We start from the raw sequence: 24613 nt of genomic DNA on the forward strand, positions 1-24613 counted from the left end.
CCAACCAGCACAAAAGCACCCCGCAGGCCTCCGTCCGCGCCGCCGGCAACATCCTGAACAAATTCCTGCACAAAGCCATGGCCGCCGCCTGATCGGCGTCACATTCAGCAAAGCCTCAGAACAGGTTCCCGCCGAGCGGGAACCTGGAACAATCACTCGGCGATGACGGTGACGGTGCGGGTGGCCCTCAGTCCGCCGGGCCGCCAGGTCAGGAATTCCACCTGGATCCGGTACTGCCCGGGGGCCGGCGGGTGCAGCAGGAAGTCGTACTTTTCGGCCGCTCCGGACGCAAAAACACTGGTGAACAGCCGGTTGTTCGGTGTGACGGCCACGGGAGTGGCCGGTCCGGTAGGGCTGGAAGTGTCCCGGAAGGGGCGGCCGTCGTGGGAGATCAGCTCGGCCATCCGCACCCGGTTTCCGGCCGCATCGAAAAACCGTGTCACAGTCGGGAAGTAGTCCACGTTGACCCAACGGACCAGGGTGGGGGCGCGGCCGTTGCCGTCCACATTGGCCCGCATTTCGGAGATGCTCCAGACATGCTCGCCGGCCGGCCGTTCGGGGATGATGCCGCCGAGCAGGTAGAAGTGGTCGGCCTCGAAGTTGTTCAGGCCGGCGTCCTCACCGGAGAGGCCGGCGGCATGGTGCAGGTCGTGCCAGCGCGAATCCAGCGAGTAGGGGCCGATCAGGGTTTCGGTGGCAATGTCGTATTCGGGCCCGTCCACAAACGACCGCCGGGCCCCGGGAAGCGTCACGTCATCGTGGTTGGGCGGGTCGATGATGATGGGCCCGAACATGCCGTACTGCACGTGCAGCGGGGTGTTGACGTGGCAGTGGTAGAAATAGGTTCCCGCGGTGCCCTCGTTCGGGCTGCCGGCGACGGCGGGCTCGGGCCGCCACTGGTAGGTGTAGTGGCCGGACACCTCGAAGGAGGTGTGGCCGACCCCGTCATTGCGCGGGTCCGGTTCGATCCCGTGCCAGTGGATGGTGTGCACCTTCTTGCTGGGCTTGAGCGTGGCGTGGATGATCTGTCCTTCGGTGATCCGCACCAGCGGGCCCGGCAGGGCCCGGCCTGAGTCCCCCGCCTCGAAGCTCCAGACCTCATATTCGGAGCCGTCCGGGAATTCCAGCTTCCGGTTGAAGAAATCCAGCTCGACGGAAACATCCGGCCGCTGCGGAAACTCCGTTTCCGGGCTGCCCTCGTGCGGCTGGTTGGCGGCGAAGTCCACCTGGCTGGGATAGAGCCCGTGTTCCTCCGGTTCCTCCTGGGCGGCCAGGACCCAGTCCGCGACCATACCGCCCGGATACAGGCCCCCGGCGGCGGTCTGGGACGGTTCGGCGTGGCAGTGCATCGGGTACTTCCAGTCGGCGGTCCGCGCCTCCCAGACCGCATCGGTGACCTCCGGCGGGCGACGGCAGGGCAGCAGGCCTTCCTTGCGCTCCATCGGGAAGAGGGAGACCGTGTCCTCCCACTGCTGCAGGGCGACGTGGCCGGTCCCATCGACCCGTCCGCCCGTGCGGGGGTAGTCCGTTCCGTCCAGCCGGACCATCCAGACGTGGTTGCCGTGGAAGTGCAGCTGGTGGTCCACGATCCCGGTGTGGACCATGCGGATCATCTGCCCGGTACGCACCGTGCCCGGGAACCGGGAGGCGCTCAGGTCCCGGACATCACCCTGCCGCGGGAAGCCGGACGGGAGGGTGTCCTCGTGCCGGCGCTCGTTCAGCTCCTTGTCGGTGCTCACCGCCAGGGACTGGAAACCCGCGTAGTTGTTCAGGGTGAAGTAGCGGACATAGGCCGGTTGGGCGTCCGGGTCCACCGTGCCGCCCCGGGACGCGACCGCGGCCCACTCGGGCACGATATCGTGGCAGATCCACAGCCACTGCCGCTCGAACTCCAGCCGGCCCGGGGCCAGCCGCCACGCATCGGCCGGATCGATCACCACCAGCGCACCGTGCAGCCCCAGCACCCGCTCGACCGGCCCGTTGCCCGGATCCGAAAAAATGTAGGTGCCCGGCTCCGGGGCGTCCAGCACCACCTCCCCGACCGCCCCCGGGGCAATCGGCCCGGTGCCCACGTCCACACCGCGCGGCTCCAGCTCATTGCCGCCGGGACCCACATCATGGAAGACCAGCTGGTGCGGCTGGGCCAGGGTGTTGTGCACCCGCAGCCGGATAGTGGAGCCGGTCTCGGCAATCAGGGTCCGGGGCGGGAAGAAACTGGCCCAGTACGCCCGCCGGACCAGGTAATGGTGCGGATTCTCCGGATCCGGACCCAAAGGCAGGGGCCGCCCGTGCGGCGGCAAAGCCGCCTCCAGCGGATAATGCCGGCTGGCCACGACCTGGCCGCCGGCGGTGAAGACATGCGGGGCCAGCCGCAGCGCCGCCTCCGGGTCATTGGCCGCCGCCGGACGGTCACCGAAGCCGCGGTGATAGACCAGGGACCCGTCCACCATCGGCAGGAAACCCTCATTAATATAGACATCGAGCACACCCGGCGCGGAAGGCACCGTCGCCCCGGACCGCATTGCGGCCGCCGCGCCAATCCCCAGGAGATTCCGGCGGTCGATCTTGTCATTGGTCATCTGGCCCACCTTGCCCAGCTAAAAAGTTTCCTGCGCACCCGGAAGTGCCCAACCATCCGGGCAGGCAGTACGTCACGCCCCCAGCCAAGGACAGCAACCCCAGCCGTGATGCTTTTGCTCAGCGTCGTAGTCCTACCCATACACGACTGCTCTTGGGAATACCTTGGGTTCGGCGGCGGTCCGTTGACAGGGTCCGTTCCGCCATTGTGCCCGCCGGGGCCCGGATCTACGGTGAAGGAACCATCCATCCGATACGTCGGAGGCGGGCATGCGTGAGATTATCCGGCGGCCGCGCCGTTCCCCGGTACGGTTCCTGCTGGCCTGCCTTCTGGCCGGCTTCGTCCTGGCCTGCTGCATCCCGGCCCCATCCGGCCTGCCGGCAGCCGAACCCTCCGCAGCAACGGACCCGGTCCACGAAACCGTCAACGCCTACCTGAGCGAGCAGTTGGCGGCCATCGGGGTCCCCGGTGCCGCCGTCGTCGTTATTAAGGACGGACGGCAGGTACACCAGGCGGCCTTCGGGCGCGCCGGTGAATCAGACCGGCCGATGACCGCCCAAACGCCGGTGCTGCTGGCCTCCGCCAGCAAGTCGCTGACGGCCATCGCGGTGATGCAGCAGGTGGAGGCGGGCCGGCTGGAACTGGACGAACCGGTGGTCTCCTACCTGCCGTGGTTGAGCCTGGAGGACCCGCGGTTCCCGGCAATCACGGTCCGCCATCTGCTGCACCAGAGCAGCGGACTGTCCACCGCGGACGGTTCGGGATTCGAAGCCTGGGACACGCAGGACGCCGGCGCAATCGAGCAGGGCGTGCGGGACCTGGCCGGCGCCAGCCTCGTGGGCACCCCGGGTGAGGCATTCACCTATTCCAACGACAACTACAACGTCCTGGGCCTGCTGGTGCAGACGGTGGCCGGCCAGCCGTTCGGGGACTACGTGGAGGAGCAGGTCTTCGCGCCGCTGGGGATGATCCACAGCCACACCACCCGCGCCGCCGCCCGCGCCGACAACCTGGCCACCGGCCATGCGCTCTGGTTCAGCACATTCTGGCTGCCCACCCGCACGCCTGCACCGACCACCGGAATGGCGTCGATCTCGCTGTATGCCTCCGCTGAGGACATCGGCCGCGAACTGACCGCACTGCTGGCCGGCGGACGCTACCAGGACCGCCGCATCCTCCGCCCCGGCAGCGTGGCAACACTGCTGGCGCCCGGGATCCGGGTGGATGCCACGCAGGAATACGCCATGGGCTGGTTCGCGCGCCCGCTCGTTGAATCCGTAAGTACGACGGCGCCTCCCGCAGCAGGTGCCGGTCTCCCCCTGCTGCTGGAGCACCAGGGCGAATGGGGCAACACGCATATCTACCAGGCCATGGTCCCGGACTCCGGCCTGGGCGTCGCCCTGGTCATGAACGGCAGCGACACGTCCGCGCCCTCGCGGCTCAAGGCCATCGACCGCAACGTCCTGCGGATCCTGCACGGGCAGGCCCCGGCTCCGGTCCAGCTCCTGGAGGACCCGCTGCAGCGCTACGGGTGGGCGGCCGCGCTGGGGCTGCTGCTCGCGGAACTGGGGAGCCTGGCGGTCTCGCTTGCCGTCATCCGCCGGAAGCGGGCTGCGGCGGCCACGTGGCGCGTGGCCGTCCTGGCCGCCGCGGCCCTGCTCCTCGATGTACTGCTGGTCTGGTTGTGCCTGGTGCAGGTGCCGGCCCAGTTCGCCGTCCCCCTGATCTCGATCGTGCGCCAGATCCCCGACATCGGCATCACCCTGGTCCCGGCGCTGGCGCTGGCGATTTTCTGGCCCGTGCCGAGGACTGTCCTGCTGTTCCGGCGTCGACTTCTTTACCTACCGTGGAGTGCGTGCAAATAGTTTTGATGGCGGCACCCGGGTTCCTTTTCGGGAAGACCCGGGTACCGCCGTCATCCCTGCCGGCTACTTGGCCAGCGGGTTCGGGATGGTGACTGAACGGACCACGCCGTTGACGTCATTGCTGCCGTTGGCACCGGCCACGCCGAAGTCGCGGGCATCGATGACCATGCGGTCCGCGTAGACGTCCACGGTCAGGCCGCGGTTGATGTCCCGGGTGACGATCTCGCTGATGCCGGCGGTGTCCTCGCCGCGCGCATCCCATTCGACATGGATGGCGCCGGTGTTCACGGCCCAGAAACCGTCCGGGTGGCCGCCGGCGGTCCGGCGCTGCGCAGCCCAGTCGCCGAGCTCGAACGGGTAGTGCGTGTGCCCGTTAAGCATGACGGCGTTGGGGTAGTCGCCCAGGATCGCGGTCAGCTGGTCATTGTGCTCATAGCTGTTGTGGTACCACGGGATCCATGACGCCGAGGCGGTATCGCCCAGCGGGAAGTGGGAGATGATCAGGACCTGCTTCCCCTGCTTCGTCCAGTGCGCCAGCCGCTCCTTCAGCCAGCTGATCTGCTCGGCTGACATGGGCACCTCCGGCGGGCGGGATTCTTCCTGGCCGAGGACCAGGACGGGCACCTCGCCGCCGGCGCCCTCCAGCACGTACTCATCCCAGACGCGGTCGCGGTCGGCGAAGTCCAGGAAACGGTCGCGCAGCACCTCCCAGGGTTCGCCGGTGTAGCTTTCGTGGTTGCCGATCGCCGCCGCGACGGTTCCGGGCAGGATCGGTTCGGCCTGCTCCATGACCGCGTTGATCTCGTCCCACTGGGCTTCACTGCCCGAGGCCACGATGTCGCCGACCATCAGCATGCCGGCGGCGTCCGGGCGGACTTCGTTGAGATCGGTCAGCGCATGGGCCAGATCCTGGGGGTGGCCCTGGATGTCGCTGACCACCCATGCGCTGGTCGGTTTCCCTGCCGCGGCGGGCGCTGTCCCCCGGACAGACACGGAGTCGATCGCCCAGTACCAGCTGTTCGCCTCGGCCTGGAAGTTCCAGCGGAAGACGGCCCTCTTGGCACCCTCCGGCACGTCGACGGCGATGGTCTCGTTGGCGTTAATGACCGAACCGTCATAGTTGTCCGTCACGGAGGAGCTGTCATAGCGCATGATCTCCGTTTCCTGCCCGGAGCCGTCGAACTCAACGGTCACCGTGGCGGCCTGGCCTGTCCAACCGCGGTAGTGGGAGTCGAAGCTCAGCTCCACGGCGGATTCCCCGGCAACCTTAATTTCTTCCGAGGCCAGCGTGGTCCGGTAATCGTGGGGTGCGTTGCTGCGGTCGGCGAATTCGTCCGAATCGGCCACAGCCATGATGTTGTCCGCCCGGGCGAAGCGGTTGCGCATCTGGTCCTCAGCGTCGACCCAGAATTCGCGGGTGGTAAAGGACCAACCGCGCCACTCATCCACGCCGATGTTCTCCATCGACGGGTCGACCTCCACGCTCCAGCCCTTGGGCGCGGCGTGAGTGTACCCCACGGTGCCGTCCGTGATGTCGGGATCGCTGGAGCGTGCCTCGAGGTTCCTGGCCAGGTCGTTGAAGTTCTGGCGGTAGAGGACGCCGTCGGTCGGCTGTGTGTTGACCGGTTTGGCTTTATGGACGCTGGGCTCCGGGGCCGCGGTCGCCACGGACGTGGCACCAAGCGTGAGGGGAAGGACGACGGCGAGCGCCAGTGCGCTGCCGAGCGCACCGTGGCGTTGTCTGGCGGAAAGCATGGGGGTGCCTTTCGTGCGAGTGATGTGACACCCTTGAAGCTAGGCTTCCGTGCCGAACCGGAGGGGGACGGATGAGGAAGTTCCGGTGAACTCGTTGAGGGCGCAGGTCCGCCACGAACATTGCTTTTCCATAACCCTGCCGCTTTTCCAGAGTCAGGCATCCTTTTACGCCGAAGAACCCCGTACGGTGCCTTAATGGCTAGACCCCCGAATCCGCAGCTTCCGCACCCTGGCCGCCGGATTGGGCGTCAGCAGCTATGTGCTCGTCTACCACTTCGGTAACCGGGAGCAGCTGATGCAGGAGATTTCCTCCCGCCTCCACGCCCGCGACCCCGCGCTCCAGCGCCCGGATGTCCAGACCTGAAGCCGTGCGGACTACAACGACTGGCTCCACGAGGTGTGGACCTGGCTGGTACACGAGAGGACCCGGCACCTGGAGCGGCTGGGTCTCGAAGCCGCGATGCATGAACTGGTGGAACAGAACCCGTCCGGCGCCGCCCGGCAGAACTTCCAGCACTGGATCAACCACACGCGGACCTTCCTGACCACCCAGGGGGGGGTAGACCCGGAAGACGCCGCCGACGATGCCCGCCTGTTGGTCGCCTCGTTCTACGGGCTGGCCTACGACCACCTGATCAACAATGAAACCGACGCGGCCACCGGCGCCTTCGAAGTCATGGTCGATGACTTCTGGCGCAGGCTGGACCGGCGGCTGGGAGAACGCGCATGACGGCGCCGGTACCTTAGGTTCCGTCTCCGGCGGAACCTAAGGTTCCGGCGCCGTTGTTCTGGTCGTTGTTCTGTTCGGGCCTACCGCCCGACTTTGGACAGGATGGCGCTCACGGCTGCCTGGACACCGGTGGACAGCGTCGGCTCCATGACGGGCGCAAAGAACGGGGAGTGGTTCATCGGAACCGGTCCGCCGGCGTCGAGTGTCTGCCGGCTGTGGCCGCCGAAGAACCAGAAGACGGACGGGACGCCGATCGCCTCACCCAGCGCACCGAAGTCCTCCGAGCCCATCAGCGGTGCCGTTTCCCTGACCGTGTCCTCGCCGAGCACCGCGCGCAGTTCACGGACGACGTCGGCGGTGGCCTCCGGATCGTTGTAGTTCAGCGGGAAGGTGTAGAGCTCCTCAATGAGGGGTTCGGGGGCTCCGGAGGCCGCGGCCTCGGCCTTGACGATCCGGCGCAGGGACGCGTTCACCTGCTCGCGGACCGCGGGGTCGAAGGTGCGGATATTGACCGTGAATTCCGCGCTGGCCGGGATGATGTTTTCCTTCAGCCCACCGTGGAAGGTGGCGATGGTGACCACAGCCGGCTTCATCGGGTGGACTTCGCGGGAGACGATGGTCTGGATCCGGGTGACCATGTGGGCGCCGAGCACGATCGGATCGATCGAATCCTGCGGCTGCGAACCGTGCGAACCGCGCCCCAGGATGGTGACCTTGAGCGAATCCGCCATGGTCATCGCGGCGCCGGGGGTGACGTTGATGGTCCCGGCCTCGTTGGGCATCACGTGCTGGCCAAAGATGATTTCCGGCTTGGGCGCCTTCTCCCACAGGCCGTCCTCCACCATGGCCTTGGCACCGGCGGCGGTCTCCTCGCCGGGCTGGAAGATGAAGACCACCGTGCCGGACCAGGCGTCCGTGGCCTCGGCGAGCAGCCGGGCGGCGGTGAGCAGGACCGCCACATGGGTGTCGTGGCCGCAGCCGTGCATCACCGGGACCTCCGTCCCATCCTCCAGCGCACCGGTGTCCGTGCTGGCATAGGCCAGGCCGGTGTCCTCCTTGAGCGGCAGGCCGTCCGTGTCCGCCCGGAAGGCAACCGTGGGTCCCTCGCCGTTGCACAGGACGCCGACGACGCCGGTCCCTCCGCAGATGAAATTCTCGATTCCAAGGGCGGTGAGCTGTTCGCGGATCAGTGCCGCCGTCCGGTGTTCCTGCATGGACAGTTCCGGATGGGCGTGCAGGTGGCGGTAGAGATGGTGCATCTGGTCACGCTGCGCTTCCGTAAGCTGCAGTTCCGGGAGCGTTGTCGTCATCGTTTCCTCATTCACAGTTGATCATTCACTTCTTCGGGCCGTTGCCCCGATGCTACGCCGCGGTCTTCCGGTTGCGGGCGAACCAGGCAATCAGGATGGTGCTGATCACGGCCATGGCGGTGGAGACCATGGCCAGGCCGGGCACCAGCGGCAGCAGGACGAACTGGATGACCAGGACGACGGCGATGGCAATGATGGTGGGGCGCAGCTGTTTCATGGACACGATCGCCTGGATGATCACGGCACCCATCACGGCGGGCAGGACGTAGATGCGCGCCACGGCGATGATCTCCGGGGGCACGACGCTGATCAGCCAGGTGCCCAGGACACCGACGAAGACCAGCAAGGAGAGCAGGTGGACGGCGGCCGCGCCGCAGATGGCCATCACCGCGGCCAGATCCCCGCGCCGGGTGCCGGGCTTGGCGCCGATGTTGGTCTGGGCGACCAGGGCTGAGGGCAGCAGCTTGTTGGAGATGTTGCCGATCATGAAGGCCTGGTACATGGCAGCCGGGCCCAGGATCGGGAAGTACGTCAGCGGTTCGACCAGCCAGATAACGAAGAACGTGCCGGCGACGGCGGCGAAGGCCGTCCAGAGCTGCGTCTGGCTGATGTCCAGGTTGCCAAAGAAGACCAGGTAGAGGGGGCCGGACAGGGAGATGATCAGCCCGGCGATCATGGTCAGGCGTCCCCAGCGGGAGGTGGTGCGGTCGAACTCGTCGATGCCAGCGGCGCTGCCGGTGGTGGTGGTGATGGTTGCACTCATGGTGTTGTTCCTTCTGTCCGGACCGGGCCGTTACGCAACAGGGCTAGGCAGCCGGGCCGAGGCCGGCGGTGTGGGAGGCATAGGCGACGAACAGGCCGGCGACGATCGCGATGCCCAGGCCCCATTCGCGCAGCCAGGACTTCTTCAGCGACTTGGCCAGGAACAAGCAGACGCCCATCACAGCGGCCGAGGCCAGCAGAGTGACCAGGTGGGCATTGCTCTTGGGGATCTCCGCCACTCCCAGAGAAATGAACGCCGCCAGCAGTGCGGCAGCCGGAACCACGGTCATGATCAGCGGATTGACCTTGGCCAGCCGGTGCTCGCCGCGTTTGAGCAGCGGGGTGAAGATCAGTGTGGCCAGCATCCACATGGAGCCGCCCAGGCTCATGGCGAAGAACGCCACCGCGAAGACGTTCTGGGTGTAGGTTTCCCCGCCCAGGCTTGCGCCCAGGGTGGCCGCGGAGATGTTGGCTGCGCCCGTCTCATACGCGGCTGAGCCGATCAGGCCGATGCGGACCAGCACCGCGGGGGTGCCGAACAGCGCCAGCAGCGCGATGGCCACCAGGACCACGGCCAGGGACGGGCCGATGGCGGCCACGGCACCGGAACGGAAGGAAGTCTTGAGCTCCTGCAGCGTCATGCCGACCGCCGGCGCGGCCTTCCGCGCCGCGCGGATGTAGATGATCGACTGGACTATGATGACGGCGAAAACGCCGAGGCCGCAGATCCACAGGACCGGCATGTTGGCTAGGGCGAGGATATCCGTGGAACTGCCGTCCAGAGGCAGTGCGGCGGCGACTGAGGAATGAGGCATGGGAATATTCTGGAGTGAGGTGCACCACAGAAAGAAAAATCCCTGAATAGCTGCATAGAATTTCTCTAATCCTGAAAAATCGTTCATCCAAGGAGACCGATGGGGCTCGATGAGGACGATCTGCAGCTGATCAACGCCCTGCAGATCGCGCCCCGCCTGCCTTGGACCCAGATTGGGGAAGTCCTCGGCAGGCACCCCACTTCCCTGGCGGATCGCTGGCAGAAGCTCCGTTCAGCCGGCGCCGCCGGGGTGACGGCCCACCCGAGCGGTGATCCCGAGCAGATGTCTCTGTCTTTCCACGACGTTCAATGCGACCCTGCCCGCCGCCGGGAAGTGATCGCAGCCATGTGCCGCATTCCGGACGTCGTCACCGTCGAGGAATGCTTCCAGAACCGGGACATGATGCTGACGGTGATCACCCCGACGCCGGCATGGCTCGGCGAATCCGTGTACCCGCAGCTGGACCGCATTCCGGGTGTCATACGGTACGAGACATCGTTCTGCACGAAGCTGCATTCGGGCGGCTACGCCTGGCGCCTGAAGTCACTCAGCGCCTCCCAGCAGACCAGCCTGGCAGAGCTCGCCGGGGCTCCCGTTCCGTACCGCGGCCGGCCCCCGGGAAGCTACGGAACCATCATCCGGGAACTGAGCCGCGACGGCCGGGCCACTGCGGCTGACATAGCGGAAGCTGCCGGCCTGCACCCTGCGACCGCGCGGCGCCAACTGCAGAAGGTACTGGGCAGCGGGACCCTCTCCTTCCGCTGCGAAGTTGCGCAAAGCCTGACCGGATTCCCGATCGTCTGCCAGTGGATGGGACGGCTTCCCGCCGCCGAGCATGCGGACGCAGCCCGGCTGCTGGCTACCTTCGGAACGCTGCGGCTCTGTGCCTCCACCACGGGCAGCACCAACTTCACGTTTATGATGTGGCTGCACACGGCCGCGGACATCATGAACGTGGAACGCTCGGTTGCCGAGAAGCTGCCGAATCTGGCTCTCGCCGAAAGCGCCGTCATCAGCAACATCCCCAAGCGCGTCGGCTGGCTGCTGAACCGGGACGGCACTGCCACCGGCGAAGTCGTGGTTCCCGGGGATGCCTGGTAGCACCGCCGGTCACATCCGCCGCTTGGTCTTCGCCGTGGCCGGCGCCGTCCACGGATCCTCCGGCCAGGGGTGCTTTGGGTAGCGACCCCGCATCTCGGCACGCACCTGGGCGTAGGGCCCGGACCAGAAGGATGCCAGGTCGTCCGTCACGGCCAACGGCCGCCCCGCCGGGGACAGCAGGTGGAACAGCACCGGCACCCGGCCATCCACCAGCCGCGGTGTCTCCGCCCAGCCGAAGCACTCCTGCAGTTTGACCGCCACGACCGGCCGGCCGCCGTCGTCCGGATCCGGGTAGTCGATGCGCACCCGCGATCCGCTCGGCACCTCCAGCCGTTCCGGCGCCAGCTCGCCCAGCCGCGCCGCCTCCGGCCAGGGCAGCAGCAGCCGCAGCGGGTCCGCCAGGTCGATCCCGGCCGCGGCCGCGCCGCCGGCCAGCGCCTCCAGCTCCGGGCCCAGCCACTCGTCCAGCCTGGCCAGCAGCGCCGGCTCGGACACGTCCGGCCACGGTTCGCCCAGCTGGCGGTGCAGCAGGGCCAGCCGGCGCCGCAGCGCGTCGGCCTCCCGGGACCATCCGATGATCCCCAGCCCGCCCTCCTCCAGCGCGCGGGCTACCGCGTCCCTGCCCTCGTCGGCGGACGGCCGGACGGGCGTGGAGGAGAGCGGAATGGCTCCAAGCCGGCGCTCGCGCCGGGCGGTGACCCGGCCGCCGTCGAACTTTGCCTCCACCCGGTCGGTCAGCAGGTGCCGGGCCGCGGCCAGCGCCGTGTCCGCCTCCAGCGGCGCCGCGCTGCGGATCACAGCACCGGTTCCGGCGGCGTCGCGGCCCTGTGCCCGGGACACCTCGGCCACGGCCAGCCACTCGTGCCCGGTCAGCGGGCTGCCGGCCGGCAGCCCGGCGCGTGTGCCAGACGCCAGCAGGTAGCTCTCCCCCGCGGTGCCCGCCGTGCGGCGGGCCACCCGGTCCGGGAACGCGAGCGCGATAACGAACCCGGCGGACTCAGCGTCCGCCACCGGCGGGAACTTCTCCGCCCCAAGAACGACGCCGGGTCCCTCCTGCCGCACGAGGCCCTCCATCCGCCGGGCTTCTTCCGTCCAGCGGCGGGCCGACGGGTCCCTGCCGGAGCGCAGCGCGGACAGCAGCCGGGTGAGGTCCGCGCCGGGCGCGCGCAGGTCCCCGGAAACCAGGGCGACGGCCTCAGCCGCCCTCCGCCGGCCAACCACGCCGGCGCCGTCCAGCAGGGCGCGGGCCAGCCGCGGGTCGGCCGGGATGCGGGCCAGGGTGCGGCCCAGCTCGGTGGCCCGGCCGTCCGTCTCGACGGCGCCGAGGTCGTGCAGGACCCGCACGGCGTCGCGCAGTGCGGCCTCCGGCGGGGCATCCGGCAGCGCCAGGCCCTCGCCGCCGGGTGCGCCCCAGCACGCCAGAACCAGGGCGGCGCCGGCCAGGTCCGCCACCGCGATCTCCGGGGTGGCGTGGGCCGGTGCGGCCGCGAACATCTTCTGGTCGTAGCACCGGATGACGGTGCCCGGTCCCTGCCGGGCGGCCCGTCCGGCGCGCTGGTCCGCCGAGGCGCGGGAGCAGGAAACCGTCATCAGGCCGGACATGCCGCGGGCCGCATCCCGGCGCGGTTCGCGGGCGAGCCCGGAGTCGACCACCAGCCGGACCCCGGGGACCGTGAGGGAGGATTCGGCCAGCGCCGTGGAGACGATGATGCGCGGGGCTTCCCCTGGTGCACGGCCGGAAACGGCGCGGTCCTGGGTGGCCGGGTCAACCTGCCCGTGCAGCTCCAGCACCTCGGTACCGGTCCCGGCCCGGCCGCGGATCCGGCCCGCGACCTGCTGCACCTCCCGGGCGCCGGGGACGAACACCAGCGCGTCGATGGCGGTGTCCCGGGCTGCAGCCGCGGCGTGCGCGGCGGCGGCCGTGTCCGCCACATGGTCCAAGAAGGCGCGGGCCACCCCGCGTCCGTCCAGCCGCGGCACCGGAGCCGGCGCCCACCTCACCTCCAACGGGTGCAGTGCGGACGGGCAGTCAACCACGGGAGCCTGCCCGCCGCCGTCGTGCGCCCCGATCAGGGCAGCGAACCGCGGGGCATCCAGCGTGGCGGACATGGCGACGAGCACCAGGTCGCCGCGCAGCTGACGGACCTCGCCGAGCATGCCCAGCAGCAGGTCGGTCTCCAGCCCGCGTTCGTGGATCTCATCGAGGACGACGGCGGCGGTACCGTCCAGCCCCGGGTCTGTGAGCAGGCGGCGCAGCAGGATGCCCGGGGTGACGAACTCAACCAGGGTGTCCGGGCCCGCGCGGTGTTCGCCGCGGACGGTGTAGCCGGCGCGGTCTCCGAGCCGGCTGCCGTCGAGGGCGGCAAGGCGTCGGGCTGCGGCGCGGGCGGCGACACGGCGGGGCTGGGTGACGACCACGCGGCCCGTCCCGCCGGCGCCGGCGGCGAGGTTGGCAACCAGGGGCGGCACCAGCGTCGTCTTGCCCGTACCGGGCGGTGCCTGCACCACGGCAGTGCCCGCCGGCGCACCCTCCCCCAGCACCGCTGCGAGGCTGTCCAAGGATCCGGCGAAGGTGAGGCCTGTCCCGATGACGTCCAGGTCGAAGGGGCCGCAGGGACGCGCGGGATCTTGGGGCACGGGCGGAGGAATCACTCCTCTATTCTGCCGGGCCGGTTCTTGCCCGCCGGAAATACTAAGCATACTGATGGTAGGGGCCGCCCGGAGAAGGTAGGTTAGTGCCTTGCGAGCGGCGGACACTGTGACCGCCAGCACATTGCAAAGGACGGAATAAGGCGGGGGACAGCCGACATGACATCCATTCAATTCCAGTTTCACAATCCTGCGGTGCACCTGCGGGCCATCATCCGCGAGGCGCTGGCAGAGGGGGTTCCGATCCAGGAGCTCGCCGACCTCTGCGGGCTCCCGGCAGGCCAGATCCAGAGCCTGGGGAAGTCGAAAGCCTAATACCCAAATTAATAGCAACGCCGGCACCCCCGATTCCGCCCATGGAAGCGGGGGTGCCGCATCCCCGAAGGGAACGGCGGATGCGCCTCGAGGAAGTCATCCACCACGCAACGACTCCGCTGATCAATCCGCCCTATTTTCTGCATCGGGCCCGCTTCTACAACCGCGAGTACCTGAACATCTTCTACCGCACCGATCCCGACATGCTGCGCCGGGTCGTGCCGGAGCCGCTGGAGCCGAAGGAGCCGATGGTGCGCTTCGAGTTCATGCGGATGGGCGACGTGGCCGGATACGGCCCCTACACTGAATGCGGGCAGGCCATCCCGGTGACCTACGGCGGCATCGCGGGCGAATACCTGCACGCCATGTATCTGGACAACTTCGGCGCCACCGTCGCGGGCCGCGGGCTCGGCGCCTATCCCAAAGTCCCAGGCTCCCCCAAGCTCCACATTGAGGGCGGCGCACTCCTCGGCACCCTGGAGTATGTCAGCGAGCGGGTGGCCACTGCCACGATGGCCTACAAATGGGAGCCGATGGATCCCGCCGAAGCTCTGGACCAAATCCGCACACCGCAGTACGGACTGAAGATCGTGGCCGACAGGTCCGGCGGCTACCACGCCTTCGACCTCATGCGGACCCAGATCACGGACGTCACGGTCAAGGAATCCTGGAAGGGTCCGGCCCGGCTGCAGCTGCTGCAGCACGTCATGGCCCCGGTCGCAGACCTGCCGGTGCTGGAGGTGGTCGGTTCCAGCCACATCCTCACCGATCTCACTCTGGCCGGCTTCGATTCCGTCTTCAACTACCTGGACGTCATCAACGCCTCCCGATCCTGAGCGCCGGACCAGGGGAGACTGTACGCCCTGACGCACGTCTTCAAGGACGTGGACCGGTCCTTCTACCTGCGTTTGCGCGGCAGCGACGGCAACCGCAACCGGACCGGCTACTACGGCGCCGGCCCTTGGGTTCCGTTCATACGGAGCCTAAGGGCCGGCGTCGTTAGCGTGCTAGGTCTGGATCCGTGACCCGCCGTGGAATGATCCTCACGGCGCCACGCCGAACACAAGCGGCGCGAACGTGTACAGCATTCCGACGGTGATGCCCAGGCCGATGAGGTTGAGCCAGACGCCGCCGCGGATCATGTGCCGTAGCTGCAGTTCTCCGGTGGCATAGGCCACCGCGTTCGACGGCGTCCCCACCGGAAGCATGAACGCACAGGTGACTGCCATGGCCACGGTGATCGACATCAGAAGCGGATCCACCGCAGTCCCAACGGCTACGGCACCCATGACCGGCAGGAAGGCCGCCGCAGTGGCGGTGTTGCTGGTCAGCTCCGTCAACAGGATCAGGACGAGTGCGATGCCCGCCAACAGGATGATGGCCGGGAATGCCTCCATCACCCTCATCTGTTCACCGATCCACGTGCTCAATCCAGTCGCGGTGAACTGGGCCGAAATGGCCATGCCCCCGCCGATCAGGAGCAGGACGCCCCACGGCACTTCCACAGTGTCCTTCCAGCTCAGCAAAGCGCCCCGGTTCTCCCGCGCAGCCGGCACCACGAAGGTCAACAGGCCAACGAGTACTGCAATGCTGGTGTCATTCACATTGCCCAGCCAAGGCATCAGGCGGGCCACTGCCGGAATGTCTGCAATGAACGGCAAGGCCAGCCAGCCGAATACGGCAAAGACGAAGATTCCGAGCACCCGCTTTTCCTCCACACCGAGGGCGCCCAGGTCCTTGAGTTCCCGCTGGAACAGCTGGCGGCCCCCCGGGATTTCGTCGATCTCCGCCCGGAAGACCACCTTGGCCAGGATCATCCACGTGACGGTAATGAAGATGATGGCAAACGGCATGCCGAACAGCATCCACTGGCCGAAGCCGATGGTGATGCTGTGGTTGTCCCTAAGGTACGCAACCAGCAGCGGGTTGACCGGCTGGCCGATGAGTGTTCCGAAGCCACCCAGGGTGATGCCGTAGGCAATACCCAGCAGTACGGAAGCCGCGAATTTGGCGACACTCGTCTTCACCACGGACTTGACCAACTGGATCACGGACAAACCGATGGGCACCATGATGACCGCGGTCGCCGTGTTGCTCACCCACGCAGAGATGAAGCCGGAGGCCACCATCAGCCCCAGCACAATCTGGCTGGGGCGCGTTCCGAAGGCCAGGATGGTCAGCAGGGCGATCCGATGGTGCAGGTTCCAGCGCTGGACGGCCAACCCCAACAAGACGCCGCCAAGGATCAGGAAAATAATGGGATTGGCGTAGGGTGCGGCGGTATCGGCCACGTCCGCGACTCCCAGGAAGGGGAACAGGACCAACGGAATCAGCGAGGTGACCGGAATCGGGAAGGCCTCCGTCATCCACCAGACCGCCATCAGGACGGTGACCGCGGCAACGGTGCGGGCCTGAACATCCAGGGAATCCGGCAGCAGGAAGAATACAGCGACCGCCAGCAAGGGGCCGACGGCAACGGCTATCAGCCGCTTGGCGGGCAGTTTTTGACCCGCTGAGGCCTCAGGCTGTCGGTCTTAACTTGCAGGACATTGGTCATACTTGTTCCTTACGTCGTTGTATGGATGAATGTCAGCGGAGATTCACGTCGAGTAGGCGATAACATCCGGCACCACCAGCAGGTCCGCGCGGGAGCAACCGCAGGAGCGGGACAGGTCGTCACGCCGTTGGCCGATTGCCCCAGTCCAGTCGCCGATAAGGGCGGCGGCCGATCGGACCCAACCGTCGATTTGACGCATCAGCTTCCAATGTTCCATGTCCGGCCCCTTTCACGATCGTGCCGCCGTCGTTCTGTGGTTACCTGTCCTGCCGGTATTTCTCCAGCTTCTCCTCATCGATGACCAACCCGGTGCCCGGCACGTCGCGCACCGCAATGCGCCCGTCACGGATCCGGATCGGATCCGCCAGCAGGTCGTCGGACATGTCCAGGAAGTTGGACAGCTCCCCCGCCCTCCGGGAGGTGGATTCGAAAGCGGCACCGAAAGTGACCGACGCGAGGGTACCCAGTTGCGTATCGATCTGGTTGCCGATCAGTACATCCACGCCCAGTCCTTCGCACAGCCCCACCAGCCGCGCCGAATGTGTGAAGCCCGTCCGGGTGACCTTGATGTTGATGGCGTTGCATGCCCCGGCGAGCAATTCGCGTGCCGCGTCGCCGGGCGTGGGCGTGCTCTCGTCCGCGACCACCGGAATCCGCGTATGCTCCACGATCCGGCGCCGCCCCAGCACCTCGCTGGCCGGACACGGCTCCTCGAGCACCGTCAGCCCCAGTCCGGAGAGCCGGTCCATGGCCTCCAACGCCTGGTTGGCCGTCCAGCCGTGGTTCGCGTCCAGCCCGATTTCGGCCTCCGGGCCCAGTCCTTCCCGCAGCGCGGCGACGGCGGCCACGTCGTCGTCGATGTTGCTGCGGCCCACCTTGATCTTGAACACGCCGATGCCATGTTCTTCCCGTACCCGCAGCGCGTCCTCAAGCATCGTTTCGGGCGTGCCGATCCCCACCATGTGGGACACCCGCATGAAGTCGGTGTAGCCACCCAGCAGGCGGTGGCAGCTCACGCCGAGGGACTGGCCCATGAGATCCCAGAGTGCGACGTCGATGGCGCCCTTGGCGGCGTTGTTGCCCACCGTCCGCTCCAGATCCTTGTGGATAAGCTCACGGTCGAATGCGTCCCTGCCGACCAGCAGCGGGGTGAAGACCCGCCGCACGATGCCGATGATTGAATCCTGGGTTTCGCCGTAGGTGTAGGGCCGGGGCGGAACATCCGCCGTTCCCACCAGGCCCTCCTCAGTGTGGATCCGCAACAGGACATGCTCGGCTTCACGGACGGAGCCCACAGCGAAATGGAGGGGACGGGTGTAGGGAATCGAGTAGGGAATGGTTTCTATGTGCCGGATTTTCATCGGTGGAATCCGCAGCGCCTAGCCGATGATGAAGTTTCGGATGGCCTGGGCAAAGGCGTCCGGCCGCTCGGCGTTGGCGATGTGGGCCGCCCCTTCGACTTCCAGGTAGCGGGCACCAGGGATACCGTCGGCCAGGATCTTCACGACGGCGGGTGGGGTCGCCAGGTCGTCGGCTCCGGCGATCACCAGGGTGGGGGCCTTAATCTCCGCCAGCTGGTCGCGGGCGTCGAACCTCGCGACAGCGTCGCAGGCATTTGCGTAGCCGTCGGCGGACAGCCCCACCAGCTCGTCCAGCAGGATCTGGGCGAATTCGCTCGATTCGGCGAAGCCTTCGGTAAACCAGCGGTCGCTGCTCGGCTGGCGCAGCCAGCCCATGCCTTCGGCACGGACGCGGGCGGCGCGGTCCTGCCACGGCTTGGGTTCTCCGAACTTCGCGGCGGTGCAGCACAGGACCAGGCTCTGGATCCGTTCGGGGTAGGAGACTGCCAGTTCCTGCCCAATGGCGCCGCCCAGGGACAGGCCGGCGTAATGGAAGGCGTCGATGTTCAGCTCGTCGGCGAGTTCGATCACGTCCTTGGCAAGTTCGGCGACGGTGCGGGTGGATTCTTCGCCGGCCGGTACGGCCTCGTTGTCAGCGGACAAGCCATGGCCACGGGTGTCAAAGCGTACGACGCGGAAGTGCGGCTCAAGCTCGGGCAGCAGGTTCTCCCACATGCGCAGGGTTGCGCCGAGGGAGCTGCCCATGAACAGCACGGGACCGGTGGGGTTGCCGGAGGCTTCGTAGTTAAGCATGTGATGGGTCCTTTCTAGCGGAGGTAGATCTTGTCCGGATCGACTTCGGTCCGGAGCAGGTTGAGTTCTTCGGGGGTGGGCCGGGGAATGGTCTGGAGGTCGTCGGCGACCTGAAGTGGCCAGCCGGTGGACTCGATGACGCGTTCGACGTCGATCCCCGGGTGCACGGCGGTCAGTTTCAGTTCCTCCCCGGGGCCGCTGCGGCCCAGGATCCCCAGTTCGGTGATCACCTTGGTCACGCCGGCGCCCCGGGCAGAGAAGCCTTCGGCCAGCGCGCGGTCCGGGCCGGGCGAGGTACAGAAGTCCAGCCGGTTGACCAGCGACCGCTTTTCATGCCGGCGCATGACCACGAAAACTTCCTTGGAATTAGCCATGACCTCCATCGCGCCGCCGGAGCCGGGCAGGCGGACCTTCGGAGAATCCCACGCGCCGATCACGGAACTGTTGAGGTTCCCCCACTTGTCGATTTGGGCGGCGCCGAGGAATCCGACGTCAATATGGCCGCGCTGAAGCACATAGTTGAACAATGCCGTCATATCCAGGACGGCTTCCGCCCCCGTGATCAGCACCGAGTCGGCGACGGTCTCCGGCAGGCTGGCCGGGTGTGCCCCGCAGACACCGCTTTCGTAGACGATCTCGATATCCGGAGAGCAGGTCAGGTGGGCCAGGGACACGGCCAGAGTGGGCAGGCCGATCCCCGCAAAGACTGTTCGGGTGGCGGCCAGTTCGCGGGATGCCACGACGGCCAGAAGTTCCGAACTGGTGGTTTCGACGGCTGTAGTGGTCATGACTTCCTGCTCCCGTAGCTCACTGGATTCGACGGGACGTTCGGGGATGCCAGCGCCTCCCAGAACCCGTCCCCTTGCTTGCTTACATAGGCGGCGTGGTCCTCCAGGTCGTGGACCCATTCCTTGAGCCAGCGCTGCAGGAGCTCGGGCTCCTTGCTGATGGCGGACCACTGCCGGTAGAAGTCCCCGTCCCGGTCGTAGTAGCCCTGGACGAAGGACGGATGGGCTCCCTTGGGGCATTCGACGACCGCGCTGACCGCGTGCGAGGGCAGCAGCGTCCGGTTCGGGTCGGCGCGGATGACCTCGTCGTCGACGATTTCCTCCACCACGACGATGACGTTCTCCGCTGCGTACGCCGCCTCCTGCTGGATGCCGGTCAGGCCCCAGATCTGGGTATTGCCCCGGGCATCCGCACGCTGGGCGTGAATGATGGTCACATCCGGGTTGATGGGCGGAACGACGTGGACCTTGCGGCCGTCATACGGCGATTCCACTACCCGGATTTCATCATTGACCGTCTTCACGTCACTGCCGGCGTAGGAGTTGATCGGGTAGAACGGCAAGCCGCTGGCCCCGGCCAGGTACCGGGCAATCATGCCGCCGTGGCTGTATTCGGTGTACTCCAGCGGTTCGGGGTCCGCCTGCTCGATCCGGCGGCGCAGTTCATGCAGGGACCCGACGGAGCTGTTGCCAATGAAGGACGAGACCAGCTTGCGTACGCAGCCGGCGGCTACCAGTTGGTCGACGACGATGTCCGCCGTCATCCGGTACACCGTCAGGTCCCTGATTTCCTGCCTGATAATTTCGTGGGCGGCGGCCACGGGAATAAGGTGCGTAAATCCCTCGATGGAAATTGACTGGCCATTGCGGATAAACGCAGAAACCGCCTCACCCATGGTCATGGTTTTTGCGTGCTGCACGATTACTCCTCACTGAATAACGTCTGGGTAAAATAATTCCAGCCAGCCATTCGGATCGTCCAATACCGCTTGGCTATCGAAGCGATATTTAGCGAGGAATCACCAATGGAAATTCGCCTGCTGAGGTCCTTTTTGGTCCTGGCACAGGAACTGCATTTCGGCCGGGCCGCGGAACGGCTGCACATCGCGCAGCCGCCGCTGACCAAGCAGATCCACCAACTGGAGCGGGAGCTCGGGGTCCAGCTTTTCGAGCGGCATTCACGCGGCGTCCGGCTGACCCATGCCGGCCAGTCCTTCATCGAGCCGGCCAGGAAGGTACTTGAGGCAGCGGATTTCGCCTCGGCGGCTGCGCAGCGCGCTTCGGACGGCGAATTCGGCACTGTGACCATCGGATTCTCCGGCGCTTTGGGCGGGGCGGTCCTGCCGCGGATCATCAGGACTTTGCATCAGCACCATCCGAACATCGACGTCCGGATCCGCCGGCAGTCCTATTCTTCGATCGTGCTGGACCGCGTAGTTGACGGCGACCTGGACCTGGGCATCATGCTGATGCCGGTGCAGCGGGCGGGAATCTCGACGCGTCCGATCATGGAACACGGCCTGGTCGCGGTCCTCCCAAGAGACCACCCGCTGTCAGGTGAAAAGGAGATCGCATTCGCTGATCTTCGGGACGAGGACTTCGTGGCGCCGGAGGCCTATCAGGGCTCGGTCATGCGGGAGCTTCTGATCCACCGCTGCGTGGAAGCCGGCTTCAATCCCCGGATCGTCCAGGAGGCGGAAGACACCTACACCATCCTGTCCCTGGTCGGCGGCGGCATCGGAGTCAGTGTGTCCCTCTCCGGACTGGAAAACCTGCACCCGGACTCGGTCGTCTTCCGGCCCATCAAGGACAGCACCGATGCTGTCTACACCGCCTTGGGGTGGCGCACCAAGAATAAGTCTCAGACGCTGGGGCGCGTCCTGGAAACACTGGATACCCAACTGCCGGAAGTCACCGTCCGGCAAACCTGACCGGAGCGGTGCTGGACCGTCCATAACGACGGCGGCGGGCCCCCTTCGCGAAGAAGGTGGCCCGCCGCCGTCGTTCCGCTTGTCAGTTGAGCGCGGACGGGTGCTTGGCCAGCGCGGTGACCTGCATGTCCATGTATGGGAAGAGCGGGAAGCCGGAGAGGATGGTGTGCAGTTCGTCATTGTCCTCGACGTCGAAGACGCTGTAGTTGGCGAATTCGCCCACGATCCGCCAGATGTGCTCGAACTTGCCCTCCTTCATGAACTTCTGGCCGTATTCCTTTTCGCGGCGGAGGATGTCCTGCCACTGCTCCGGAGCCATGTCCTTGGGCGGGTTAACAGTCATCTGAACCAGGTACTTCATTGTCGTGCTCCTTCTTTTGTTGGTGAAGCTGTGTGGATGGTCAGTTGTTGGTGATGTTCCGGAAAACGGCGGCGATGCCCTGACCGCCGCCGATGCACATCGTCTCCAGTCCGTAGGTGGCGTCGCGGCGTTCCATTTCCCGGACCAGGTTGGCCAGGATGCGGGCACCTGTGGCACCGATCGGGTGGCCCAGGGAGATCCCGGAACCATTGACGTTGATCCGTTCCTCGTGGTCAGCGTCGGTCAGCCCCAGTGCCCGGGTGCAGGCCAGGACCTGTGCAGCGAACGCCTCGTTGATCTCCAGCACATCGATGTCCGTCAGGGTAAGGCCCGCCCGTTCCAGCGCCAGCTGGCTGGCGGAAACGGGGCCGATCCCCATGACGCTGCCCGCCACGCCGGTCCGGGCCCAGGACACCAGGGACGCAACGGGACGCAGGTTCAGCCGGTGGGCCGTCTCCGCCGTTGTGACAATGCACAGGGCGGCGGCATCGTTCTGTCCGGAGGCGTTGCCGGCGGTCACGGTTGCTTCCGGATCGGTCCTGCCCATGATTGGCTTCAGCCGGGCCAGGGACTCCAGCGTCGTCTCCCGCGGATGTTCATCCCGGTCCACGACGGTTTCGCCCTTGCGTCCCCGGATCGTGACGGGGACGATCTCGTCGTCAAACCTGCCGTCGGCAATTGCCTTCAGCGCGCGTTCCTGGCTGCGCACCGCCAGGGCGTCCTGGTCCTCGCGGGAGATACCGTACTCACGCCGCAGGTTTTCCGCGGTCTCGATCATGCCGCCCGGGATCGGCTTGGTGACGCCGCCAGCATGGATGCGTCCGTGCACCAGCGAGTCCTTGAAGCCGAGCCCGTCAGGGCCGGCGCCCCAGCGCGCGGTGGTGCTGTAGAAGGGCGCCGCGCTCATGGATTCGGCTCCGCCGGCCAGGACCAGTTCGGAGACGCCGGTCTGGATCTGCATGGCGGCGTCAAGGATGGCCTGCAGGCCCGATCCGCACCGCCGGTCCACCTGGAGGCCGCCAACGGAATCCGGCAGGCCGGCGTCCTGGGCGATGGCCCGGCCGATGGCCGGAGCATCCGCCGAGCCGTACCCTTGGCCGATGATAATTTCGTCGACGAATTTTCCGTCGAGATCATTCCGCTCGAGAATTGCCTTGGCCACGCTCACCCCCAATTCCAGGGCAGTGACATTCTTCAGGGCCCCGCCCATTTTTCCGATGGGAGTCCGGACGGAATCACAAATAACCACTTCGCGCAAATTCATCATCGAATCTTTCCAGCCGATTCTTTCCTCGAAATTTTTCCGGTGAATTCCATCCTGCCGGGACTCTCCCCGCAGCGTCCAATATCCATTCGGTAGCGCTCCAATACCGGTCGGCGGAATCTACGCGCGGACCTGCTGGGCTTCCCGGGAACCAGCCTCGCCTGCCGGCAGGAGGCTGCCGTCGCGCAGCTGGGCGGGGGTCTGGCGGTATACCCGGCGGAGTCCGAAGACAGCGACGAGGACGCCGATGACAGCGATGGCCAGGACGTAGTAGCCCGGCGCGGCGCCGTTTCCGGTCCGGGCCACCAGGTAGGTGGCAACGTACGGGGCGGTGCCGCCCAGGGCCGCGTAGGCAACGTTGTAGGCGACGGCGCTGGCCGTGTACCGAATGCGGGTCGGGAACAGATCCACCATGAACAGCGGGGTCAAGGTGGAGATGGCGCCCACAACCACTGCGTAGAGGGACAGACCCAGGATGGCGAACAGGAGGCCGCCCACCCCGATCAGGGCAAAGGCCGGCAGGACGACCACGGCCAGCGCAGCCGCGGTCAGTATCGCTACCCGCCGGGGCCCGAAGCTGTCGGCTGCAAGGCCGGCCAGCGGGCTCGCAACCGAGAACACCAGCAGAGCGACGATGTAGGCGGTCAGTGCCTGGGACTGGCTCAACCCGACCTGCTGGGTCATAAAGGCGATCATGTAGCCGCTCAGCAGGTAGAAGCCCACCGCGTTGACGATCGCCCACCCGACCAGCAGCGCCATGCGGCCCTTGGCTTCCTTGAAGGCCTCGACCAGCGGAGCGTGTTCCGCCTTTTCCCCGGAGCGGCGGACCGCCTCAAATTCGGGCGTCTCCTCCACGCGGGAGCGCAGGTAGAGGCCCACCAGGCCCAATGGCCCGGCGATCAGGAATGGAATGCGCCAGCCCCAGTCCTGGACCTGGTCGGAGCTCAGCAGGGCGGTGACCACCAGGCCGACCCCGGCGCCGCCGATCGTACCGAGGGCCGTGGCCACCGGGTTCACGCTGGCGAAGAGCGCACGCCGGCCCTTGGGTGCGTACTCGATGACGAAGCTGCTGGAGCCGGCATACTCGCCACCGGCCGACAGGCCCTGCAGAACCCGCCACGCCACCAGAAGCATCGGCGCTGCCACGCCGACGGCGGCATAGGTAGGAGTCAGGCCGATTGCAATGGTTGCCGCACTCATGAGCAGGACAGCGGCGGACAGCGACGCCTTGCGGCCGAGCTTGTCGCCGAAGTGGCCGAAAATGATGCCGCCGAGGGGGCGGGCGAAGAATCCGACGGCGAACACCGCGAAGGTGGAAAGCAGTGCCGCGGTGGGATTCGAGGAAGGGAAGAACTGGGCCGCGATGATGGTGGCGAACTGCGCGTAGAGGGCAAAGTCGAACCACTCCACGAAATTGCCGATCCCGGCCGCCGCAACGGCCTTCCGCCGGGCTGCACCCAATTCGGTCTTGGTCTGCATGTCATCTCCTTCGATGAATGATGGGAAGCATCCAACTGTGATGCGGATAACTTTCTGCGTTCCATCATGCGGACCTTTGTGGGCCGACTTCCAATATCCATCCGGTAGTGCTCCCATACCGGGACCGCAGGTATCCCCGAATGCCTACGGTCGACCTACCCACAATCAGAGCGGCGCCCCCGGTTCCTGTGGAACCGGGG

Annotated in this window: 22 protein-coding genes; 7 read left to right on the plus strand and 15 right to left on the minus strand. The window is 66.7% G+C overall.

The genetic code is table 11. The features are described from left to right. Positions 1–152: 152 nt before the first annotated feature. Complete coding sequence (locus tag AC5RWU_RS19490; RefSeq protein WP_494031551.1) at positions 153–2579, minus strand: multicopper oxidase domain-containing protein; 2427 nt, start codon at positions 2577–2579, stop codon at positions 153–155. 268 nt (positions 2580–2847) lie between these two features. On the opposite strand from AC5RWU_RS19490, the gene AC5RWU_RS19495 reads away from it, so the two are divergent. Next, positions 2848–4443, plus strand: a complete 1596-nt coding sequence (locus AC5RWU_RS19495; protein WP_494031552.1) for a serine hydrolase domain-containing protein — start codon at positions 2848–2850, stop codon at positions 4441–4443. A gap of 63 nt (positions 4444–4506) precedes the next feature. Here the strand turns inward: AC5RWU_RS19495 and AC5RWU_RS19500 are convergent, their stop codons facing one another. Next, entirely contained in the window at positions 4507–6198 is a 1692-nt protein-coding gene (locus tag AC5RWU_RS19500) for a metallophosphoesterase family protein (RefSeq protein WP_494031553.1), read from the minus strand. Between the two features lie 241 nt (positions 6199–6439). On the opposite strand from AC5RWU_RS19500, the gene AC5RWU_RS19505 reads away from it, so the two are divergent. Beyond that, complete coding sequence (locus AC5RWU_RS19505; protein WP_494031554.1) at positions 6440–6562, plus strand: hypothetical protein; 123 nt, start codon at positions 6440–6442, stop codon at positions 6560–6562. Positions 6563–6595: 33 nt separating this feature from the next. After that, the gene (locus AC5RWU_RS19510; RefSeq protein ID WP_494031555.1) at positions 6596–6928 is read left to right on the plus strand and encodes a hypothetical protein; all 333 of its coding nucleotides are present in this window, start codon (positions 6596–6598) and stop codon (positions 6926–6928) included. Positions 6929–7008: 80 nt separating this feature from the next. On the opposite strand, the gene AC5RWU_RS19515 is transcribed toward AC5RWU_RS19510, so the two are convergent. Genes AC5RWU_RS19515 through AC5RWU_RS19525 form a run of 3 tightly spaced genes read right to left on the minus strand, consistent with a single transcriptional unit; the run spans position 7009 to position 9815 of the window. Then, entirely contained in the window at positions 7009–8238 is a 1230-nt protein-coding gene (locus AC5RWU_RS19515; protein WP_494031556.1) for an amidohydrolase, read from the minus strand. A gap of 52 nt (positions 8239–8290) precedes the next feature. Beyond that, a complete protein-coding gene (locus AC5RWU_RS19520) occupies positions 8291–9001 on the minus strand; it encodes a hypothetical protein (protein ID WP_494031557.1) in 711 nt (236 codons plus the stop codon). Positions 9002–9044: 43 nt separating this feature from the next. After that, a complete protein-coding gene (locus tag AC5RWU_RS19525) occupies positions 9045–9815 on the minus strand; it encodes a DUF5058 family protein (RefSeq protein WP_494031558.1) in 771 nt (256 codons plus the stop codon). Between the two features lie 99 nt (positions 9816–9914). Here AC5RWU_RS19525 and AC5RWU_RS19530 point away from each other — a divergent pair, with 99 nt between their 5' ends. Beyond that, positions 9915–10916: an AsnC family transcriptional regulator gene (locus AC5RWU_RS19530; RefSeq protein ID WP_494031559.1), complete on the plus strand. Its 1002-nt coding sequence runs from the start codon at positions 9915–9917 to the stop codon at positions 10914–10916. A gap of 9 nt (positions 10917–10925) precedes the next feature. Here the strand turns inward: AC5RWU_RS19530 and hrpB are convergent, their stop codons facing one another. Further along, a complete protein-coding gene (gene hrpB / locus AC5RWU_RS19535) occupies positions 10926–13553 on the minus strand; it encodes an ATP-dependent helicase HrpB (protein ID WP_494037155.1) in 2628 nt (875 codons plus the stop codon). 171 nt (positions 13554–13724) lie between these two features. On the opposite strand from hrpB, the gene AC5RWU_RS19540 reads away from it, so the two are divergent. Together AC5RWU_RS19540 and AC5RWU_RS19545 are read left to right on the plus strand one after the other, a co-directional pair. Then, positions 13725–13880 (plus strand): hypothetical protein, encoded by a 156-nt coding sequence (locus AC5RWU_RS19540; protein ID WP_494031561.1) that lies wholly within the window; start codon positions 13725–13727, stop codon positions 13878–13880. 80 nt (positions 13881–13960) lie between these two features. After that, complete coding sequence (locus AC5RWU_RS19545; RefSeq protein ID WP_494031562.1) at positions 13961–14716, plus strand: acetoacetate decarboxylase; 756 nt, start codon at positions 13961–13963, stop codon at positions 14714–14716. A 207-nt stretch (positions 14717–14923) separates the two neighbouring features. On the opposite strand, the gene AC5RWU_RS19550 is transcribed toward AC5RWU_RS19545, so the two are convergent. From AC5RWU_RS19550 to AC5RWU_RS19575, 6 genes are all read right to left on the minus strand, one after another. Further along, positions 14924–16381 (minus strand): SLC13 family permease, encoded by a 1458-nt coding sequence (locus tag AC5RWU_RS19550; protein WP_494031609.1) that lies wholly within the window; start codon positions 16379–16381, stop codon positions 14924–14926. Positions 16382–16480: 99 nt separating this feature from the next. Next, the gene (locus tag AC5RWU_RS19555; protein ID WP_494031563.1) at positions 16481–16654 is read right to left on the minus strand and encodes a hypothetical protein; all 174 of its coding nucleotides are present in this window, start codon (positions 16652–16654) and stop codon (positions 16481–16483) included. Between the two features lie 40 nt (positions 16655–16694). Beyond that, positions 16695–17798 carry a mandelate racemase/muconate lactonizing enzyme family protein gene (locus AC5RWU_RS19560; protein ID WP_494031564.1) on the minus strand — a complete coding sequence of 368 codons (1104 nt, stop codon included), beginning with the start codon at positions 17796–17798 and terminating at the stop codon, positions 16695–16697. Positions 17799–17816: 18 nt separating this feature from the next. Then, positions 17817–18590, minus strand: a complete 774-nt coding sequence (pcaD, locus tag AC5RWU_RS19565; RefSeq protein WP_494031565.1) for a 3-oxoadipate enol-lactonase — start codon at positions 18588–18590, stop codon at positions 17817–17819. Positions 18591–18604: 14 nt separating this feature from the next. Continuing rightward, positions 18605–19378, minus strand: coding sequence for a CoA-transferase subunit beta (locus AC5RWU_RS19570; RefSeq protein WP_494031566.1), 774 nt, complete (start codon positions 19376–19378; stop codon positions 18605–18607). Further along, positions 19375–20298, minus strand: coding sequence for a CoA transferase subunit A (locus AC5RWU_RS19575; protein ID WP_494031567.1), 924 nt, complete (start codon positions 20296–20298; stop codon positions 19375–19377). The genes AC5RWU_RS19570 and AC5RWU_RS19575 overlap by 4 nt, the downstream gene beginning before the upstream one ends. A gap of 105 nt (positions 20299–20403) precedes the next feature. Between AC5RWU_RS19575 and AC5RWU_RS19580 the strand changes: the two genes are divergently transcribed. Continuing rightward, on the plus strand, positions 20404–21309 hold the full coding sequence (locus AC5RWU_RS19580) for a LysR substrate-binding domain-containing protein (protein ID WP_494031568.1): 906 nt from the start codon (positions 20404–20406) through the stop codon (positions 21307–21309). An 82-nt stretch (positions 21310–21391) separates the two neighbouring features. On the opposite strand, the gene catC is transcribed toward AC5RWU_RS19580, so the two are convergent. The 3 genes from catC to AC5RWU_RS19595 form a co-directional block, all read right to left on the minus strand. Next, the gene (catC, locus tag AC5RWU_RS19585) at positions 21392–21670 is read right to left on the minus strand and encodes a muconolactone Delta-isomerase (protein WP_494031569.1); all 279 of its coding nucleotides are present in this window, start codon (positions 21668–21670) and stop codon (positions 21392–21394) included. A gap of 40 nt (positions 21671–21710) precedes the next feature. Then, complete coding sequence (locus tag AC5RWU_RS19590; protein WP_494031570.1) at positions 21711–22937, minus strand: acetyl-CoA C-acetyltransferase; 1227 nt, start codon at positions 22935–22937, stop codon at positions 21711–21713. A 117-nt stretch (positions 22938–23054) separates the two neighbouring features. Further along, positions 23055–24413, minus strand: a complete 1359-nt coding sequence (locus tag AC5RWU_RS19595) for an MFS transporter (RefSeq protein WP_494031571.1) — start codon at positions 24411–24413, stop codon at positions 23055–23057. Positions 24414–24613: the final 200 nt, after the last annotated feature.

The sequence above is a fragment of the Arthrobacter sp. B0427-1-12 genome, from assembly GCF_059092905.1.

Bases quoted from the DNA above. Each gene is read 5' to 3' on its own strand.
- AC5RWU_RS19490 (WP_494031551.1), bottom strand. From the start codon at position 2,579: ATGACCAATGACAAGATCGACCGCCGGAATCTCCTGGGGATTGGCGCG.
- AC5RWU_RS19495 (WP_494031552.1), top strand. From the start codon at position 2,848: ATGCGTGAGATTATCCGGCGGCCGCGCCGTTCCCCGGTACGGTTCCTG.
- AC5RWU_RS19500 (WP_494031553.1), bottom strand. From the start codon at position 6,198: ATGCTTTCCGCCAGACAACGCCACGGTGCGCTCGGCAGCGCACTGGCG.
- AC5RWU_RS19515 (WP_494031556.1), bottom strand. From the start codon at position 8,238: ATGACGACAACGCTCCCGGAACTGCAGCTTACGGAAGCGCAGCGTGAC.
- AC5RWU_RS19520 (WP_494031557.1), bottom strand. From the start codon at position 9,001: ATGAGTGCAACCATCACCACCACCACCGGCAGCGCCGCTGGCATCGAC.
- AC5RWU_RS19525 (WP_494031558.1), bottom strand. From the start codon at position 9,815: ATGCCTCATTCCTCAGTCGCCGCCGCACTGCCTCTGGACGGCAGTTCC.
- AC5RWU_RS19530 (WP_494031559.1), top strand. From the start codon at position 9,915: ATGGGGCTCGATGAGGACGATCTGCAGCTGATCAACGCCCTGCAGATC.
- AC5RWU_RS19540 (WP_494031561.1), top strand. From the start codon at position 13,725: ATGACATCCATTCAATTCCAGTTTCACAATCCTGCGGTGCACCTGCGG.
- AC5RWU_RS19545 (WP_494031562.1), top strand. From the start codon at position 13,961: ATGCGCCTCGAGGAAGTCATCCACCACGCAACGACTCCGCTGATCAAT.
- AC5RWU_RS19555 (WP_494031563.1), bottom strand. From the start codon at position 16,654: ATGGAACATTGGAAGCTGATGCGTCAAATCGACGGTTGGGTCCGATCG.
- AC5RWU_RS19560 (WP_494031564.1), bottom strand. From the start codon at position 17,798: ATGAAAATCCGGCACATAGAAACCATTCCCTACTCGATTCCCTACACC.
- pcaD (WP_494031565.1), bottom strand. From the start codon at position 18,590: ATGCTTAACTACGAAGCCTCCGGCAACCCCACCGGTCCCGTGCTGTTC.
- AC5RWU_RS19570 (WP_494031566.1), bottom strand. From the start codon at position 19,378: ATGACCACTACAGCCGTCGAAACCACCAGTTCGGAACTTCTGGCCGTC.
- AC5RWU_RS19580 (WP_494031568.1), top strand. From the start codon at position 20,404: ATGGAAATTCGCCTGCTGAGGTCCTTTTTGGTCCTGGCACAGGAACTG.
- catC (WP_494031569.1), bottom strand. From the start codon at position 21,670: ATGAAGTACCTGGTTCAGATGACTGTTAACCCGCCCAAGGACATGGCT.
- AC5RWU_RS19590 (WP_494031570.1), bottom strand. From the start codon at position 22,937: ATGATGAATTTGCGCGAAGTGGTTATTTGTGATTCCGTCCGGACTCCC.
- AC5RWU_RS19595 (WP_494031571.1), bottom strand. From the start codon at position 24,413: ATGCAGACCAAGACCGAATTGGGTGCAGCCCGGCGGAAGGCCGTTGCG.